This is a genomic window from Algibacter sp. R77976, assembly GCF_044594645.1.
Taxonomy (GTDB): domain Bacteria; phylum Bacteroidota; class Bacteroidia; order Flavobacteriales; family Flavobacteriaceae; genus Algibacter_B.
In genome coordinates this window covers 944,999-964,813 of record NZ_CP138989.1, presented here as the reverse complement: position 1 = coordinate 964,813, position 19,815 = coordinate 944,999, and the positions used below count along the sequence as shown (strand labels likewise).

Annotated in this window: 9 protein-coding genes; all 9 read right to left on the bottom strand. The window is 32.1% G+C overall.

Annotated elements, in window-relative coordinates; translation table 11 throughout:
- Nucleotides 1–6: 6 nt before the first annotated feature.
- On the bottom strand, nucleotides 7–2,082 hold the full coding sequence (locus SJY43_RS04140; RefSeq protein WP_396602580.1) for a PKD domain-containing protein: 2,076 nt from the start codon (nucleotides 2,080–2,082) through the stop codon (nucleotides 7–9).
- Between the two features lie 18 nt (nucleotides 2,083–2,100).
- Nucleotides 2,101–3,603 carry a RagB/SusD family nutrient uptake outer membrane protein gene (locus SJY43_RS04135; protein WP_396602579.1) on the bottom strand — a complete coding sequence of 501 codons (1,503 nt, stop codon included), beginning with the start codon at nucleotides 3,601–3,603 and terminating at the stop codon, nucleotides 2,101–2,103.
- 20 nt (nucleotides 3,604–3,623) lie between these two features.
- Nucleotides 3,624–6,764 (bottom strand): SusC/RagA family TonB-linked outer membrane protein, encoded by a 3,141-nt coding sequence (locus SJY43_RS04130; RefSeq protein ID WP_396602578.1) that lies wholly within the window; start codon nucleotides 6,762–6,764, stop codon nucleotides 3,624–3,626.
- Nucleotides 6,765–6,996: 232 nt separating this feature from the next.
- Nucleotides 6,997–9,813 carry a triple tyrosine motif-containing protein gene (locus SJY43_RS04125; RefSeq protein WP_396602577.1) on the bottom strand — a complete coding sequence of 939 codons (2,817 nt, stop codon included), beginning with the start codon at nucleotides 9,811–9,813 and terminating at the stop codon, nucleotides 6,997–6,999.
- A 158-nt stretch (nucleotides 9,814–9,971) separates the two neighbouring features.
- Nucleotides 9,972–10,649, bottom strand: coding sequence for a head GIN domain-containing protein (locus SJY43_RS04120; protein WP_396602576.1), 678 nt, complete (start codon nucleotides 10,647–10,649; stop codon nucleotides 9,972–9,974).
- 80 nt (nucleotides 10,650–10,729) lie between these two features.
- On the bottom strand, nucleotides 10,730–11,023 hold the full coding sequence (locus SJY43_RS04115) for a YbjQ family protein (RefSeq protein ID WP_396602575.1): 294 nt from the start codon (nucleotides 11,021–11,023) through the stop codon (nucleotides 10,730–10,732).
- A gap of 53 nt (nucleotides 11,024–11,076) precedes the next feature.
- Nucleotides 11,077–13,278: a ribonuclease R gene (rnr, locus tag SJY43_RS04110; protein ID WP_396602574.1), complete on the bottom strand. Its 2,202-nt coding sequence runs from the start codon at nucleotides 13,276–13,278 to the stop codon at nucleotides 11,077–11,079.
- Between the two features lie 193 nt (nucleotides 13,279–13,471).
- Nucleotides 13,472–16,927: an ELWxxDGT repeat protein gene (locus SJY43_RS04105; RefSeq protein WP_396602573.1), complete on the bottom strand. Its 3,456-nt coding sequence runs from the start codon at nucleotides 16,925–16,927 to the stop codon at nucleotides 13,472–13,474.
- A 63-nt stretch (nucleotides 16,928–16,990) separates the two neighbouring features.
- A complete protein-coding gene (locus SJY43_RS04100) occupies nucleotides 16,991–19,639 on the bottom strand; it encodes a T9SS type A sorting domain-containing protein (protein WP_396602572.1) in 2,649 nt (882 codons plus the stop codon).
- Nucleotides 19,640–19,815: the final 176 nt, after the last annotated feature.

Here is a 19,815-nt window from a genome sequence, read left to right as displayed (position 1 = left end):
ATTTTTTTAGATTTTTACAAGCTTATATTGCCAAAAAACAGTTCCACCACTTCCATCAACATTTATATTAACGTTTATAGTATTATTATCTACAAACTCTATGTTATATATTACTGATTCTGGAGCAGCGTTAGGGTCAGTAAGTTCTGCACCATTTACTGCTTTTGGTAAACCTATATAAGATCCTTTGCCATTAAGCGTAAATGTGCCTGCCGCATCATCATATGTATATGTTGCAGGGATAGAACCATCATGCGGAGCTACAGGAGCGGCACAAGAATCTCCACCACCTTGCCAACCTTCAGTCCAAGTATCAGTTCCTAAAACATTTTGGAAAGATCCATCTTCACCAAAAACATATAAATCATCATAATAACATGCTCTACTAGTTACACAGGCATCGTCACAATTCCACCAGCTTACGTCACCAACAGCTGGGCCAACGCCTAAAGCTCCTCCTTCATTAGCTAATTGCCATGTTCCTGTTAGAGGAGTAGTTACTGCACCAGCTCTAATTAATCTATAATTCCAGAATGCTCCTCCGGCATCTATGTTAATAGAAATAGTATCGTCATCTAAAAATTCAATATTATATGTAATTGAATCAGGAGCATCAGCAGGATTTGTTAATTCTCCTCCGTTATAAGCCTTAGGAATACCTATAAACGCACCTAGTCCATTTAAAGTAACAGTACCAGCACCTTCATCGTAAGTATATGTTGCAGGATTTGAACCATCATGAGGTGCTATTAGAGCTCCACACGAATCTGCTCCACCTTGCCATCCTTCAGTCCAGGTTTCAGCACCTAAAACGTTTTGGAATGACCCATCTTCACCAAATACATATAAATCGTCATAATAACATGCTCTACTAGTTACACAAGCATCGTCACAATTCCACCACTCTATACTACCAGCTGTTGGACCAACACCTAATGCACCACCTTCTGGAGCCATTACCCATTGACCAGGCAAACCTGTTGCACCACTTGATATTATAGTTTGATTAATATCATCTACATAAAATGTCCAATCTGCACCACCAGCACCTACAACACCAAAATCAAAGAAGAATACTAGTTTTTGATAAGATTGTGTTTCATCAATATCTGATAAATCAAAAACAACCTCTTCCCAGCTACTACTTCCATCTAAAGTTGCTTCCTTTTCAATGTTAATTGAAGCATCATCAAGGTTTTCTATTTTTAAAATCAATTTTCCGCCAGGTCTTGGTGACCAAACGTTCATTTTCATTGCTTTTTTAAGACTAAAATCTATTGGAGAAGACATTGTAATTACATTTCCTGCCCATACTTCTGGACCTCCCTTTTCAATTTTACCAACTGTTGCAGATGCATTTCCATTTGTATCAGGGTTGTCAATTACTTCTGCTGAAGCACCGCCAAATCCTGTAAATGCAGAAGTGTCAAAAACTTCAAAATCGATAGGGAATATAACAGGAGCCGAAATGGTTACAACTTGTTCTAACTCGCTAGTTTCTGCACCACCACTTAAGGCAACAACTTTTATAGTATAATCACCAACACCAGCGTACTCATTACTTACTGTTCCGTCTATTGATAAAGGTGTTCCAACCTCGTCTGGGTTAGAAGTATCAAAGTATACTAAAAAACTAGAAGCATAATCTGCAGTTGCAGATACATTTACTAAAAATGGATTTGCACCATCTATTTCGGAAGTAACTACAATATTTTCTGGTGCTCTGAATGATACAACTACAGTTTGTGTACCTGTAGCAGATTTACCATTAAGACTAGTCGCTGTAATTATAGCTTCATAGGTACCTTCGGTATATACATGCTCTGCATATTCACCTGGAGCCAATACTTCAGATGATCCAGACCCATCTCCAAAATCTATAACATACGTTACTGCTCCCTGACCAGTTGGAGTTATAAGTGTTAGTCCTGAATTATCAGGAACTACATTTACCCCAGCGGCAATGTTTGTTGGAATAGTAATACTATTAACAAAGTCGGTTTCACCAAACTTATCTTCCTCACAACTCCAAACCAGAGCTATGATTAGGAGTGTACTAAAAATATATTTTAAAGTTTTCATAATTTATTTTTTAAGTTATTAATAGCCATCGTTTTGGGTTAAACCAGAAATATCAATTTCTCTTTGCGGAATCGCAAATACCCCATTAGTAGCTGTACTATAACCACTACCTAATACAGTAGCCGCTTGCCCTGTTCTAACTAAATCGAAAAAACGATCGCCTTCCATACCTAGTTCTAGTCTTCTTTCATTCCAAACAGCTTGTACTGTTGCAGTAACTCTGTGGTCTTCATCACCAAAAGCTCTATCTCTTACCATATCTAAATATGTTTGTGCCTTTGTAGCGCTTCCTGAAGTTCCTCTTAAGTTTGCTTCTGCAGCCATTAATAAAACGTCTGCATAACGTATTATACGCTGGTTATTTTCATAGTTTAATTCAACCTGTCCGCTTGTTTGTCCTTTTCTTGGTAAATACTTTTTGTTATATAAATCTGTATTTTTAAAAGGAGCTACTTGGAATGTTACTTCAAGAGCAGGATTTGCTGCTGCATAAGCTGCAACGTCAAAACATGTAGCGTCTTTTCTTTGGTCACCATCTTCAAAAGCAGCTGCTAAATCTTGTGTTGGTAAATTAGTACTCCAACCTGGGTTATAAGGCATATCGGCAGTACCACTAAAACCTCTAACACCACATTGTTGAACGGCATAATTTCCTTGTCCTCTAGTTTGGCCACTCCAATTATAATATGGTGAACCATTTGAGTATTGGACTTCATAAACTGATTCTGGACCATTTTCGTTTTCTAATAAAAAGATACTATCATAATCTGAAATTAAACTAAATGGGCCATTTACCACATTTTCTAGCATTGGAGCTGCTAAATCAAATTTTTCTTGATATAAATACACCTTCCCTAATAAAGCTTGAGCTGCATATTTTGTAATTCTACCTTGTTGTGATGCTGTTGTTGGTAATACGCTTATTGCATCCAATAAATCGGTTTCTATTTGTGCATAAACATCTGCTTGAGGCGCTCTTTCTAAAGTTCCAAAATCTGAAAGGCCTAATTTACCATTAGTAAATAAAGGTACATCGCCAAACATTTTGGTTAAGTTAAAATAGTAATAGGCTCTTAAAAAACGAACTTCACCATAAAGTGCTTCCTTTCCATCAAAATCTACTGAATCTCCCAAAAGATTAACATCTTTATAACTGATTAAGTAGTTTGTTCTATTAACACCCTCGTAAGCCGATTTCCATAAATCTTCTAGTGTGCTATTATTTGCTAAAAGTTGATAATCATAATCATCAATATTTTGTAATGTCAAAACATCAGAAGCATTTTCACCACCCGCTACAGCGTTATCTGATGCAATATCTCCAATAACCATTACACCGTTTAACCATTGTGATGGTGTATAGCAGCTAACTGCCATGGTTTGATAATCTGATTCTGTTTGTAGATAATCTATTTCTGTTACAGCATACTCATCATGCGGGTCGAATTCAACAACATCTGAACAACCAACAAAGATTGAAAGTATTATGATTAACCCAATACTGTTTTTTATATTTTTCATATTAATATATTTTTTGGATGTTAAAATTTAAGGTCTAGACCAATTAAAAATGTTCTTGCTTGTGGGTAAGCCCCTCTGTCTATACCTGTATCTAAAATACCTCCTGATATTTCAGGATCAAAACCAGTATATTCTGTAAGTGTTAACAGGTTTTTAGCTTGAGCATATATACGCACTTTACTAAATACATTATTTGAACTCTCTGGTAAAGTATATCCTAAAATTAAACTTTTAATTTTAATAAAACTACCATCTTCTACATATCGATCTGATGGTCTGATGTTACTATTAGTGTCATTAAAAGTATAACGCGGATTGCTAGAATCATTAGTTGTTCCTTCTCCTGTCCATCTATTTAATATACTTCTGTCTTTATTAGTATATAAAGCATTACGCTCGTAAGCTCTAAAAATATCGTTTCCTACAGAAGCATAAGTAAACATACTTAAGTCGAAATTTTTATATTCAAATCCTAAATTCCAACCCAAAGTGAAATCTGCAAATGGATCTCCAATATCAGTTTTATCCTCATCATTTATAATACCATCCTCGTTAATATCTACAAAACGAATATCACCTGGTTGAGCACCTGCTTGTGTAGCATGGTCATCAATTTCATTTTGGTTTTGAAATAATCCATTAGTTTGGAAACCATAAAAATACCCAGGAGTAAAGCCTTTTTCAAATCTTGTAGCATCATGAGCTTGACCATTAAAATAAGAACCACCCGAAACAAACGCAGTACCATCGCTATTAGTTTCAGTTACTTCATTTTTAGACGTTGTAAAAGTTAGCGATGTATTAAACTTAAGTACATCACCATTGTTTTTATAACCTAAAGTTAAATCTATACCTTTACTTTCTGTACTACCAATATTAGACTTTACAGGTTCTGACGTACCAGCATAAAGCGGAGGTGCATCTGTAAATAATAAACCATCAACAGATTTATTAAAATAATCTGCAGTTATTGAAACGTTATTAAATAGAGTAGCATCGAAACCTATGTTATATTGTGTTTGCTCTTCCCAACTTAATGTAGGGTTGCTAAATGAGTTTACTGTTGCTCCTGAAACAAATTCAGTTCCAAAAGTATATCCATTACTATTTGCAGTAGAATTGTAACTTGGTCCGCCAACTGTAATACTTACATATTGAGGATCTACATTTTCGTTACCAACTGTACCATAACTTCCTCTTATTTTTAAGAAATTAATAGCTTCAGAATCAAAGAAATCCTCGTTAGAAACTACCCAACCTAAAGACCCTGCATAAAAATTAGCAAACTTATTATCATCACCAAAAGCTATAGAACCATCTCGTCTTGCTGAGAATGATGCTAAATACTTGTCTTGATAATCGTAGTTAACTCTACCAAAGAAAGACATATTTCTACGTTCTAAATCTTGAGAACTATAACCTGTATAAGCATTGGTATTTAACTCCGTATTAACCCCAGTTGCAGCACTTATATCTGCCCATGCCCAAGAATTATCTCTTACATCTTGTCTAGTTGTACCTATTTCATCTCCAGTAGATTTACTTCTTGAAATACCTAAAACAACATCAAAATTGTGTTTTTCGTTTAGATTAAAGTCGTAACTCAAATAGGTTTCGAACGTATAACTAAAATTAGATTCCTCTGTTTCTGATACACTATTGTTATATGTTGGAATTGTACTTGTTGTACCATCACCATTATCTATTGTTTGTAAAGGCACAGTTCCATTTGGTAAATATTGACTAGATACATTATTAGGTCCATAATACGCTAAAGGAGTAAACTCTTTTTTAACATTATCCCATTTAGTATAACCTAAACGAGATGTAATTTTAAGGTTATCTAAAATGTCATATTGTAACTCGAATTTACCATATAATTTATCGCCATTGTTTTGGTTATAAGTATCGTCTAAACGTTGTACAGGATTAAAAATCTCTGATAATAATAGATTACTATATCCGTAAGTTGCAAAATCATTAGGGTCATTATTACGAACAGATACTGTAGGATCGAAGTTAATAGCATTACCCAAAATAGAGTTAAATGAATTCTCAGCAACTGTTTTGGTTTTTATATTAGCATAACTTGTATTAACCAAGAATTTTAATTTAGATGTTAATTGAAAATCTAAATTTGCTGTAAAGTTTACTCTATTAAAATTAGATTTATCATAACCTCCTACAACACCACCTTGGCTTAAATATCCTGCAGATAAGAAGTATCCAACAGTTTCTGAACCTCCTCGAGCAGATAATGTGTGAGAGGTAACACTCGCGTCTTTAAAAATTTCGTCTTGCCAATCTGTACCTGATCCTAGACTAGAAATATCAGAAAAAATTAAACCATCACCAGCAGCTGCACTACCTTCATTTACCATTGTAGCATATTCTGATGCATTTAATAAACCTATTTTTCTAATTACAGATTGTGTACCTGTATAGGTATTATAATTAAATTCTGTTTTTTGATTTTTTCTTCCGCCTTTAGTAGTTACAACAATTACACCGTTACCACCTTTAACACCATAAATAGCTGTAGAAGCAGCATCTTTTAAAATATTAAGCGATTGAATATCTCCTGAACTTATAGAGTTTAAATCATCTAACGATTGTGGTACACCATCAATAATTACAACTGGGTCTACACCAGAGAAAGAAGGGATACCACGAACCAATACCGTTGGCTTACTTCCTGGTGATCCACTTTGAATTACAGAAACACCAGAAGCACTACCTTGTAAAGCTTCTTCAACCCTTAAAGGTTTTAGTTTTTCTATTGATTCTGATTTTACTGTAGAAATTGCACCAGATACTTTAGTGACTTTCTGCGTTCCATAACCTACTACAATCACTTCGTCTAGCTGTGCTAAATCTTCTTGTAATTGAATGGTTAATGCTTTGTTGCTAGTAACAACTACGTCTTTAGTTACATAACCAATGTAACTTACTGAAATAGTAGTTCCAGATTCAACTCCTGTTAAGACAAAGTTACCATCAAAATCTGATGTGGTACCTTTAGAAGTATTCTTAACAATAATGTTCGCTCCAGGAATAGGAAACCCTGTTTCATCCTGAACATTTCCGCTTACATCAATATTCTGTGCACTTACGTGAACTATAAAGAATAAAGCTAAAATTTGTAAAAGCGTGTGTTTCATAAATATGTTAGTTTAAGTTTAAGGTAAATTTAATAAGGCATTAAGTAATTATTAACAAAAAACACCTCAACAAAAAACATACATGACAAAAAAAGGTAGTAAAATCTGGTAAAAACCTAATATGCACAGGTTATTATTATCAAATTATATATAATAATAAAAAATGTTAAAATGTTAAAAATCACTAAATGTTGTGGTATTGTATAGGTAAAAAACAACCATGTAGTGGAAATTATATTTCTAAAATGTAGTTGGACAAGCTAGATTCATGAGCTAAATCCATTTTCTTCCTTAATCTGTAGCGTTTAACTTCTACACTTCTTGAAGAAATATTTAAGAGAGGGGCTATTTCTTTTGAAGATAAGTTTAAGCGTAAATATGCGCAAAGACGCAAATCGTTGGCTGTTAAACTAGGATGCATACTTTTTATCTTTTTAAGAAAATCTTTATCGGCATTATTAAAGGCTGCTTGAAACAAACTCCAATCATCTGTGTTATTAAGGTTCTTATCTATAATTTTAATAACCTTATTTAAATTTTTATTGCCTTCTGCATTTTCAAGCTCTGCTTTAATAGTGCTTAAAAATTCATTTTTCTTAATAAGACTCATGGTAGAAATGCCAAGTTCTCTATTTTTATTTTCAATATCCTCTCTTAGCTTATCATTTCTAAAACGCATTAATTGTTGTTTGTTTTCTAATTCTTTTAGTTCGAATTCTCTTGTAGTTTTTAATAATAAACGTTCACGTTGTTTCCTATAATAGCGTTTATATATATTATGTATAAGAAACGACAAAAGTAATAGAGATAAAACATAAACCCCAATAGCTTTATTAGATAAATACCATGGGCAAGCAATGTTAAAAGAATACGTCTCGGTATTTAAAGACACTTGATTACCAACTCTTCCTCTTACACTAAAATTATAATCCCCATAAGGTAGGTTTTCAAATAACACCGTTCCATTTGTACTCCAATCACTCCAATTATCATAAATACCTTCTAGTTTATATTGATATTCTGGTTTATGTGTTTTCGAAAACTCTGAAATACTATAAGAAAATTGTAAATTGTTTTCTTTATTATCAAATTGAAGCTCTTCACTAATATCTACTAATTTAAAAGAGTTATTGTCTTTTAAATTACTTACAGAAATATGATTTATATTAATCTCATTTTCATGAGTAACAATTTTATCTAAATTAAGAACGAAGTAACCAGTAGTAGATCCAAATAAAAATTTGTGATCGTATAAATGAGTAACACTTTCATAATCTATAACATCTTTTCTAATATCTTCAGGAAACGGTATACTATTTATTTTAACTTCACCACTTAGTTTAGATGTAGTAGAATAGTTAATTCCTTTTGATGAAAAGCTCCATAATTTATTTGTAATGGTATCAGATATAACTATACCTGACGTGAAATTCTCTTTATCAATTAACTGGCTTATTAAGGAATCCTTTATAAACCTTTTAGAATCATTATTATATTTAAAAACACCGTTTTTATTTGAAAAAAGCAAACTTCCATTGTGCCTTGTAAGGCTAGAGTTTAACTTAACTTTCATTAATGAATCTTGTGTAAATTGTAAAACACGAGTAAAATCTTTATTCAATTTAAGTTTAAATGCGCCTTTATATTCATGCAAAACGTAAATTTCCTCATTATTTAAAAATTCAAAAAATCTGCTTGAAATATCAAATCCTTCAATTCTATTTTTGAATTCCCAATTACCATTCTTTTTTTGCAAGATGTTTAAACCATTATAATTTCCTTGAATTAATAAATCTTTATTATTACTTATAGATTTTACTTGCCATGTCCCTTGAATATTTGAAATCTTACTTGCTTTATTATTATTAATTATAAAAGTACCAGCATTATGTCCACAAAAGAGTGTGTTTTGAATGGTTTCTAGACACCATACCTGTCCTTGAGTACCTTCTATAAACTTAACCTTCTCATTACTTTTTAATGGCTTATAAAATAAGCCTTGGTTAGTTCCTAAATATAAAATATTGTTGTGTACTATTGATGTATATACACTTCCCAGCATGCCATTATAATCATAATAAAAATGATATGGGGATTTAATATTTATGCAATTAATTCCATTATCTAACCCAAGCCATATGTTATTATCCAGATCCTCGTGTAAAGCTAAAATTGTATTATTACTTAACCCATCGGATTGATTAATTCTAAAATTCACAGCGCCCTTTTGAGTAAGATGAATTAACCCGTCTGAAATTGTACCTAAAACAAAACTCTTATCTTTAAGTTGGATGCTACTAAACACACTTACTTGTTGCAGCACATTATTAGCTGGAATATTCCAAGCTTGTAACTTATTTTTATCCAATTCGAAAAAACCTTTATCTTGAGTAAGTAGTAACGTTTTAGAATTATTATTAAAAACGTTAACAATAACATTATTTTTAATAATAGTATTGTCTGAAACTAGTTTACTTAATCCATTTTCAATAATGTAAAACCCTTTATTTAGGCTTTGAAAATAAAAACTGGATCCTACTTTAAACAATCTAGAAATTTTTGTTTCAGATTCTATAATACTATAATTTTTGGTCGATTTATTATAAATATGAATTCGGTCAAGAGATTGAAAGAGTATAGAATTGTCTACAGACAAAATATTCCAGAACTCTTCATCTTCTAATAAATCTATATCTAACTCTTTAGAGAGTGATGTGTACTCTAAAACACCAAAATTATTCTTATTCCAATAACCAAAATCTTGATAACTTCCCGTATAAATTAAACTATCAATGACTTTTACAGTACGAATGTTTGTTTGGTTTGGCGAATTATATAAGTTCCATTTTGCACCATTATATTCTAATAATCCTTTATTATTAGCAACATATATATAACGTTCATCAGATTGAGAAACAGACCAGTTTTGTGATTCACCTCCATAGTCTTCAGGATAAAACACATTAATTGGTGGTCGTTCTTGAGTTGCTGCTGATAAACATAACCCAAGAAAGCAAATAAGAACAAAATGTTTAATGTTTTTCGACATGTTATATTCTATGTTATGGTACTAAGGTAATAAAAATAAGGTGTAAAACGGATTATGTATAGTTAGTGTTTGGTTTATAAAACAAAAAAACCAGAACAATTAATTGTTCTGGTTTAACATATTTAAAAAATATTTTTTTTAATCTATTACGTAAAACATTACTCTTCTATTCTTTTAATTCTTCCGCCCAAAATTCTACTTTCATCAATCTGTTCTGGATTCCCATATATATAAATATCTCCTCCAGCTCTTACTTTAGCAACTACTTTATTTGAAGCGTTTACTTCTGCTTCTCCTGCCGCTCGAATAGATACTTCTGTAAGTTCTGTTTTTAAAAGCTTACCATCATAACTTCCACCTGTATAAATAGAAACATCTTGATATTTTGCTAAACCAGAAGCTTTAATATTTGCTCCTGTAACTGCTCTAACATTAATATATTTAACATCAATATTAGCATTAATTATTCCTCCCTCTTGAGCATTTAAATCTATTTCAAATTGCTTAATAACATCTTCTGTATAAATATGCGCACCTTCATTTGCATCTATTACATCGATATTAGTGTAATATAATTTTACTTTAGTCTGGTTACCATCAAAAGCCTCTTCAAGCTTCATTTTTATTTTTAATGTACCGTTTTTATTATTTATTAAAACATCAGATGCATTTTTACCTGTTATAGATATAGCGTCTTTATCAGATTTTATAAGTTCTACTTCAATTAAGTCGTAAACTTTTAATTCACTAAATTCTCCAATGGTTTTTTCTATAGGATCTTGGGCTAAACAAACAGTTGTAATAAATAGAACAACAACTTTAATTAATGTTTTCATATTATTTTGTTTTGATTAAAACGTAAAACTATTAATAATTGTTATGTGGTTAACTAACTTTAGGAAAACATTATAACTTATTAAATAACCTTAACAGCTGTTCCTGTAACAGATACAAAAAAGTAAGAGCCTGCTTCAGTTTCCATATCTAATTTAATACCTACTATTGCGTTTGCTTTAAGTTTTATAGCATTATCTTTTAAGTTTTGAAAAGCTTCCTCTTTTGCTTTATTTATGATTTCAGAAATCATATTCATATTCTTTTCAGTTTTAAAAGAAAAAGACGTTTTAATATTACTTGAAACACCTGTAACGATGCCTAAATAGTCTTGAATTTTATGTCCTTCAATTGAATTTGTTGTTGTAAGTATCATAATTATAAGTTTTATTATGAGTAGCAAAAAACATTAAAATGTTACAAACATATTTAAGCTTTTTCTGGTTTTCCTATTAAATTAAAATCTAAGTGTTTTTTAACTAAATCGGTGTTTTTTACTTTTACTACAACCTCGTCGCCTAATTGATAAACCATACCATTGATTTTACCAACCATAGCGTATACATCTTGATCAAAAGCATAATGATCGTCCTTCATATCACGAACGCTTACCATACCTTCGCATTTATTCGAAATTATTTCTACATAAATACCCCAATCTGTTACACCCGAAATAACACCAACAAATTCTTCATCTTTATGATCTTCCATAAAACGAATTTGCATGTATTTTATAGAATCACGTTCGGCTCTGGTTGCTAAACCTTCCATGTTACTAGAATGGTTACATTTTTCTTCGTAAAGGTCTTCGTTAGCCGATTTTCCGCCATCTAAATAGTGTTGTAATAATCTGTGCGCCATCACATCAGGATAACGACGAATTGGCGATGTAAAATGACTATAATAGTTAAAAGCTAAACCATAATGCCCAATATTATGTGTAGTATATTCGGCTTTACTCATACTACGAATAGTTAGCGTATCAACTAAATTCTGCTCTTTTTTACCGTTTACTTCTTTTAATAAATTATTTAAAGAGGCTGTTGTGCTTTTTCTATCTTTAAAATTAAGTTTATAACCAAAACGGCTCACCACATTTTGTAATGACGCTAGTTTACTATCGTCTGGTTCGTCATGCACACGGTATACAAATGTTTTTTTAGGATCTTGTTTTCCTATAAATTCTGAAACTTTTCGGTTTGCTAAAAGCATAAACTCTTCTATAAGTTTATTAGCATCTTTACTTGTTTTAAAGAAAACACCAACCGGATTTGCTTGCTCGTCTAAATTGAATTTTACTTCAACTTTATCGAAAGAAATAGCACCATCGCGCATACGTCTACCTCTCATAATTTTAGCTAATTCGTCCATTTTTAAAATGGCATCTGCTAATTTTTGATCGGTTTGATATGTTTTACCTGTTAATGAAACTTCGGCAGGAATGGTATTTGTTTTAGATTCTATAACAGCTTGAGCTTCTTCGTAAGCATAACGTGCATCGCTATAGGTTACAGTTCTACCAAACCATTGGTTTTTAATTTCTGCTTTATCATTCATTTGAAAAACTGCAGAAAATGTATATTTCTCTTCATGCGGACGCAAAGAACATGCATTGTTTGATAATACTTCTGGAAGCATTGGCACCACACGATCTACTAAATATACAGATGTAGCACGCTCGTAAGCTTCATCATCTAAAATAGTACCTTCTTGTAAATAATGTGACACATCTGCTATATGGATTCCTATTTCGTATAAACCGTTATCTAGAATTTCGAAAGATAAAGCATCATCAAAATCTTTAGCATCTTTCGGGTCTATGGTAAAGGTTAAATCTTTACGCATATCGCGTCTGTTTGCAATTTCTTTTTCTGTAATTGAAGTATCTATGTTATTTGCAAACGCTTCAACTTCATGTGGAAATTCTAACGGTAATCCGTATTCTGCCAAAATAGCATGAATTTCGGTGTTGTGTTCTCCTGGTTTACCAAGTACTTCAAGTACTTTTCCATAAGGAGAATCTGCTTTTTCTGGCCAATCTTCAAGTTTTACTAAAACTTTATCGCCATCTTGAGCTTTGTTAATTTTATTAATAGGTACAAAAATATCTTTGTACATTTTATTACTATCAACTACTACAAAAGCAAAATTCTTTTTTTCGTGTATTTGAATAACACCAACGTATTCTGATTTTGCACGTTTTATAATATTGGTTATTTCACCTTCAGCTTTACCACGTTTTCTTCGTTTGTAAGCATAAAATTCTACTTCGTCACCATGTAACGCTTTGTTAATATTGTTTGATGCTATAAATACATCATCTTCAAAATCATCACAGATAACATAGCCGTTTCCTTTAGCTGCTAAATCTAGTTTACCAATATGGTATTCTGTATTAACAACAGCTTTAAATTTACCGCGTTCTACTTGTTGAATTTCTTCTTTACCCGCTAATTTAGCAAGTGTTTTTATAATTTGATTTCTACTACTGGCATCGTTAACACCAAGTTTAGCAGCAATTTGTTTATAATTAAAACTCTGGTTTCTTTCTTTTTTTAAAATACTTAAGATTGTATTTGTTAGGTTGGAAATACCATTCTTTTTGGATTTCCCTTTTCTTTTTTTACTCATGTAATTATTGTAATCATTTATATCCTAAAAGTGTTAGGAATTCATTCTTATAAACTTAATATAAGGAGAAGTGAAGATATTAAGTTTTATACAAAGCTACGATTAAAATATTAAAAGGAATGTTTACTTAATATTAAATAATAAAAAAAGCCCACTTAAAGTGAGCTTTAATTACTTGATTAATTTATTTTATTTACTCCACTATAATTTTCTTAGCAGATTTTCCTTCATTAGTTTCTACCTCAATAAAATATAGACCACTAGATAAATTACTAACATCTATTTTTGAGGTTTTTACTGAATATAAATGTTGTCCCTGTAGATTATAGAGGTTAACTTGTTTTAGTTCTGTGCCTTTGTTTAACTGGATATTTATAATATCTTGTACTGGATTAGGAAATACTTTTATTGAAGTATCTTTTATTTTTTTTACACTTAATGAAGTATTACTTGTTAACCAAAAACCGCCAAAACCTGTGGTTTCAAAAGTTATTTCCCATCGGTTATCTACTGCATTCCATACAATATCATTATCTTCTGGGTTGATAACTGATTCATCTCCGGAATAAGATGTAATTAATCCGCTTCCATCTGAACTTAATCCTGTTCTTAACTCTATTAGTATATTCGCCTTATTTGCTATATCTGAAGGTCCTGTCGGTAATAATTCAGTATTTAAAGCATTATAAGCGTCAAACTCTGGTTGCGTAAAATATAAAGTAATGGTGCCGGTTGCAGTTTCTATATTAGTCTCTGGCGTAATTTCATAATGTCGTTTTACGTAATCTACTGTTGTTGAGTTATCTAAATAAACTTTATTAATTGTTATTACGCTATAAGGATTAGCTCCTGTAGCATCTATTGTACTGATAAGTTCATTAAACAAATTACAGTAACAGCTTTGTGTGTTTGGACTTATTTGTTGCTCACTATTATAAAACATAACTTCAATAGTCTCATTGGTATTAAGTATTGTGTTATTTGGTCTACAATAACCAAGTGCCATTAATTCGATGTTATAAAAATAACCACTTTTAGAAATTGGAAATCCTCTAAAATATAAGGTATTACCAACGGCTTTTAATCTTTCTGGATTACCACTTAATGAACCTAAAGCTATATCCTTGACTAGTACTGTTCCTGAACTACTACCATCACTCTTCCATAATTCCAGACCATTGACACCATCATTAGCTCTAAAATATAAGGTATTACCAACAACTGTGAGATTTTCTGGATTACTACTTGATGAACCTAAAACTATATCCTTAACTATTACTGTTCCTAAATTACTGCCATCACTCTTCCATAATTCAAAACCATTGGCATTATCAAAAGCTGTAAAGTATAAAGTATTACTGACTACTTTAAGGTTTGATACCCAACTACTTGATAAAACTTCTGTTAAATCCTTAACTAGTACTGTTCCTGAACTACTGCCATCACTCTTCCATAATTCAAGACGATTAGGAGTATCAGAAACTATAAAATATAATGTATCACCAATAACTTTGAATCCAGATAAATTAGAACTCAATGGACCTACACGCATATCCTTAACCAACACTGTTCCTGAACTAGTGCCATCAGTCTTCCATAATTTATCAGAACTGCTGAAATATAAGGTATTACCGCTGGCGGTGAGATTTTTTGGTGAATACAATAATGAACCTGCTATATCCTCGACCTGTACTGTACCTGAACTACTACCGTCACTCTTCCATAATACTAAACTAATACTATCACTAAAAGCACTAAAATATAAAGTATTACCAACAGCTATGAGATCTGATGGTCTACTACTTGATGACCCTTCACGTATATCCTTAACAAGTACTGTTCCTGAGCTACTGCCATCACTCTTCCATAATTCTAGACCATTCATACTATCATCAACTCTAAAATATAAAGTATTACCAACAGCGGTGAGTTCTGATGGCCTACTACTTGATGACCCTTCACGTATATCCTTAACAAGTACTGTTCCTGAGCTACTGCCATCACTTTTCCATAATTCACGACCATTAAATCTATCAGTAGCTACAAAATATAAAGTATTACCAACAGCGGTGAGTTCTGATGGTAAACTATTGTTTGATCCTTCACGTATATCCTTTACCAGTACTGTTCCTGAACCACTGCCATCACTCTTCCATAATTCAGCACCATTTACACCATCATCAGCTCTGAAATATAAGGTATTTCCAACAGCCGTAAGCATTGATGGACTACTAGGGCGTGCGGTTAATTGAGCTATATCTTTAACTAATACTGTTCCTGAACTACTACCATCACTCTTCCATAATTCAACACCACTGCTATCACCAGAAGCTCTAAAATATAAGATATTACCGATAGCAGTAAATTTTTCTGTACTACTACTTAATGGATATGTAGATATATCCTTTACCTGTACTGTTCCTGAACTATTACCATCACTTTTCCATAATGTAAATCTAAAATTACGATCATCATCAGCAACTCTAAAATATAAGACATTACCTATAGCAGTAAGGTTTTCTGGAGTACTGCTTGATGAACCTTCAGCTATATTCTTAACCATTACAGTTCCCGAACTACTACCATCACTCTTCCATAATTCAAGACCATTAACGCCATCATCAGCGCTAAAATATAAGGTATTACCTATAGCGGTGAGATTTTCTGGATTACCACTTGATGGACCTACACTTATATCTTTAACCAGAACTGTTCCTGAGCTACTACCATCGCTCTTCCATAATTCAAAACCATTAACGCCATCATCAGCGCTAAGGTATAAGGTATTACCTATAGCGGTGAGATTTGATGGTAAACTATTAGATGATGCTTCAGCTATATCTTTAACCAGTACTGTTCCTAAACTACTACCATCACTCTTCCATAATCCAATAACATTGTCATTATCAATGGCTGTAAAATATAAAGTATTACCAATAGCAGTGAGGTTTACTGGCCAACTATTTGATAAACCTTCAGCTATATCCTTAACCAGTACTGTTCCCGAGCTGTTACCATCACTCTTCCATAGTTCAATACCATTATCTCTATCATAAGCACTAAAATATAAGGTATTTCCAAGAACCGTGAGATTTTCTGGATTACTACCTGATCTACCTTCACGTATATCTTTAACCAGTACTGTTCCTGAGCTACTACCATCACTTTTCCATAATTCAAGACCATTTACATTATCATCAGCACTAAAATATAAGGTATTTCCAAAAACCGTGAGATTTTCTAGATAAGTACTTGATGGACCTGGAGCTATATCTTTTACTATTACTGTACCTGAACTACTGCCATCACTCTTCCATAATTCTACACCATTAACACCATCATTAGCAGTAAAATATAAGGTATTATCAACAGCCGTAAGATTTTCTATATTACTTGTTGATGGACCTACATGTATATCTTTAACCAATACTGTACCTGAACTACTGCCATCACTCTTCCATAATTCACGACCATTTAAGTTATCATTAGCTGTAAAATATACAGTATTACCAATGGTTATAAAATTTTCTGGGTCACTACTAGATGAACCATGAGAGGTATTTATATTTTTAATTAAGTAAGGGTTTTGTGCATCTATTTCTAGTCCTAGAAATAAAATAACGACTAGTAAAAAAGTAATTTTTTTCATTAATAATTACAATTAGTTGTTAATATACGGAATAACTTTTTTAGTTTGTTTTGAATAATTAAACTATTCTATAATGATTTTTTTAGCAGATGTTCCTTGATTAGTTTCTACCTCAATAAAATATAAACCACTAGATAAATTACTAACATCAACCTTTAAGGTTTTTACTGAATATAAATATTGGCTTTGAAGATTATAAATATTGATTTGTTTTAGTTCTAAACCTTTGTTTAAATCAATGTTTAAAATATCATTTACTGGATTAGGGTAATATGAAAAATAGTCTTTTTCGAAACTTCTAGTAGATAAAACAGCACTTAAATCATATACACGAACATGACCTGAATCTAATGCATTAGCATCATTTCCAGGAGCGCCTATAGCAACAATACTACCATCTGATGATAAACTCACACTATTCCCTGAGGAATCTCCTGCAGCTTCTCCATTTATATCTGTACCTACCTGAGTCCAAACATTAGCTGTATTCTTATAAATTTTTACATAACCTGAATCTTCCTCATTATTATTATTTTCTGTAGCTCCAACTGCAATAATACTTCCATCGGATGATAAACTTACACTTCTTCCTAAATAATCAAATATTTCTCCATGTATATCTGAACCTATCTGTGTCCAAACATCGGATATATTTCTATAGACTTTCACATAACCAGAATCATCTCCATTTACATCACTAAAAGGAGCACTTATAGCAACAACATTTCCATCGGATGATAAGCTCAATCCGAATCCAAAACGATCCTCAGCTGCTTCTCCTTCAATGTCATTTCCTATTTGTGTCCATGTACCAGACAAATTTTTATAAATACTTACATAGGCTGATGACGTTGCATTTCCATTATTAAACTGAGAACTAATAGCAACTAGATTACCAGTTGAATCTACACTTAATCTTATTCCAAAACGATCTCCTGCTGCTTTCCCTAGAATACTATTTCCTATTTGCGACCAATTACCAGATATGTTTTCAAAAACACGAACATGACCAGAAGATGACCCATTATCGTCATTAGATGATGAACCAATAGCAATAATATTACCATCAGAGGATAAACCTACACTATAACCAAACAAATCTCCACGTGCTAAACCATCAATATCTTGTCCTATTTGTGTCCAAGTTCCTGATATATTCTCAAAAATTCTTGCATGTCCAGAGCTGGTTCCATTTCCATCATTTCTAACCGCTCCTATTGCAACTACATTTCCATTGGATGATAAATTTATACTATATCCAGATTCATCTAGTCTCGCTTCACCGTCTATATCCTCTCCTATTTGGGTCCAAACTCCTGATACATTTTCTAACACACGAACATGACCCGCTCTTTCTTCACCTCCATTATTTAGTCTTGCCCCTATAGCAAGGATATTACCATTGGCTGATAAAGATACTCTTTGACCTGATGAGCCACCTATAGGTTCACCGCCATCTATATCATTACCTACTTTGGTCCAAACATCCGATACATTCTTATAAATTCTTACATGACCTGAATTAAATCCATTACCGTCATTTAAAAATGCACCTATAGCTATTATATTACCATCAGAAGATAAACTTACCGCTTCACCAGATTGATCCTCTTCTGCTTCTCCATCTATATCACTACCTATTTGTACCCATAAATCATTTATATTTTTATAGATTCTTACATGACCTGATGCTGTTCCATTACCATTATTCAATACTGCACCTATTGCAACAATACTACCATCGGAAGAAAGACTAACACAATTCCCTGAAAAATCTCCTTCTGCTTCTCCATCTATATCACTACCTATTTGTACCCATGAATCATTAACATTTTTATAAATTCTTACATGACCTGAATCAAAACCATTACCGTCATTAAAATATGCACCTATAGCTATTATATTCCCATTAGATGATAAACTAACACTTCTACCTGAATTATCACCTACTGCTTCCCCATCAATATCACTACCCACTTGAAACCATGAATCATTTATATCTTTATAAATTCTTACATGACCTGAATTTGATCCATTACCGTCGTTACTTGGAGCTCCAATAGCTACTACACTTCCATCAACAGATAAACTAATACTGTATCCAAATAAATCATCAGCGGCTTCCCCATCAATATCACTACCTACTTGAACCCATGAATCATTTATATTCTTATAGATTCTTACATGACCTGAATTTGATCCATTACCGTCATTAAAATATGCACCTATCGCAACTATATTCCCATTAGATGATAAACTTAAACTTACTCCAGAAGCATCGCCTGCTGCCTCCCCATCAATATCACTACCCACTTGAACCCATGAATCATTTATATTCTTATAAATTCTTACATGGCCAGAATTTGATCCATTACCATTATTAGAAGATGCTCCTACAGCAACTACACTACCATCTGAAGATAAACTTACTTTACGTAAATTATCACCTCTAGCTTCTCCATTTATATCGTTACCCACTTGAACCCAAGAATTATTTATATTCTTGAAGATTCTTACATGACCTGAATTTGATCCATTACCATCATTATTAGCAGCTCCAATAGCTACTAAACTTCCATCAGCAGAGAAACTTATCGATCTACCTGAATTATCGCCAGCTATTGTTAATTCTCCATCTATATCTTGACCTATTTGAACCTGTCCAAATAAAGAAAAAGAAATCATTAAAAGTAATAGTAATATTCTATTCATATTTTATAAATTTAAACTGATACGTAATATACTATTTATCGTTATAAGACAAATAAAAATTCGATAATATGGTATTTAATACTATTAACTAATTTAAACTTTATAAATCATAGTTATCCACATTATATATTATATAATTAATTTTCTTTTAAAATTTAAAAAAATAAATGGTGGTT

Coding starts and splice junctions, on each gene's coding strand:
- SJY43_RS04140 (WP_396602580.1), bottom strand. CDS start 2,082: ATGAAAACTTTAAAATATATTTTTAGTACACTCCTAATCATAGCTCTG.
- SJY43_RS04135 (WP_396602579.1), bottom strand. CDS start 3,603: ATGAAAAATATAAAAAACAGTATTGGGTTAATCATAATACTTTCAATC.
- SJY43_RS04130 (WP_396602578.1), bottom strand. CDS start 6,764: ATGAAACACACGCTTTTACAAATTTTAGCTTTATTCTTTATAGTTCAC.
- SJY43_RS04125 (WP_396602577.1), bottom strand. CDS start 9,813: ATGTCGAAAAACATTAAACATTTTGTTCTTATTTGCTTTCTTGGGTTA.
- SJY43_RS04120 (WP_396602576.1), bottom strand. CDS start 10,649: ATGAAAACATTAATTAAAGTTGTTGTTCTATTTATTACAACTGTTTGT.
- SJY43_RS04115 (WP_396602575.1), bottom strand. CDS start 11,023: ATGATACTTACAACAACAAATTCAATTGAAGGACATAAAATTCAAGAC.
- rnr (WP_396602574.1), bottom strand. CDS start 13,278: ATGAGTAAAAAAAGAAAAGGGAAATCCAAAAAGAATGGTATTTCCAAC.
- SJY43_RS04105 (WP_396602573.1), bottom strand. CDS start 16,927: ATGAAAAAAATTACTTTTTTACTAGTCGTTATTTTATTTCTAGGACTA.
- SJY43_RS04100 (WP_396602572.1), bottom strand. CDS start 19,639: ATGAATAGAATATTACTATTACTTTTAATGATTTCTTTTTCTTTATTT.